Source organism: Vibrio fujianensis (genome assembly GCF_002749895.1).
GTDB lineage: Bacteria > Pseudomonadota > Gammaproteobacteria > Enterobacterales > Vibrionaceae > Vibrio > Vibrio fujianensis.
The window spans coordinates 274024-274328 of sequence record NZ_NBUS01000041.1 but is presented as its reverse complement, the minus strand read 5'-3'; the positions used below and the strand labels follow the sequence as shown (position 1 = coordinate 274328).

Sequence of the window (305 nt, the reverse complement as noted above, 5' to 3'; positions counted from 1 at the left end):
TGTGCCCCAACGCGTGAGTTTGAACGCTTAGTGCCAGCTGAGCGCCAAGCTAATGGCATCTATAAAGCCAGTTATCAGCCTGTGCCACAGCGCTCGGTGGATCTGGCGCTGCGAATTGAAGCCAACTTGCCGCCAACCTATGCTTTTACGGGCGAACAAGGGATTAAGTTGGCCGATGTTGCTCAAGGCCAAGCCGATTTAGAAGCTTTCATTGCCCAACTGACGCCGGCGCAATTGGCGACTCTTGTCCGTGGAGAAGGCATGTGCAGCCCGAAAGTGACACCGGGTACGGCGGCGGCGTTTGG

Annotated in this window: 1 pseudogene; it reads left to right on the top strand. The window is 56.4% G+C overall.

Features of this window, described 5'->3' with window-relative positions:
* Positions 1 to 305 (top strand): annotated as a pseudogene (locus tag B7C60_RS18530) (beta-glucosidase); the annotation flags it as partial.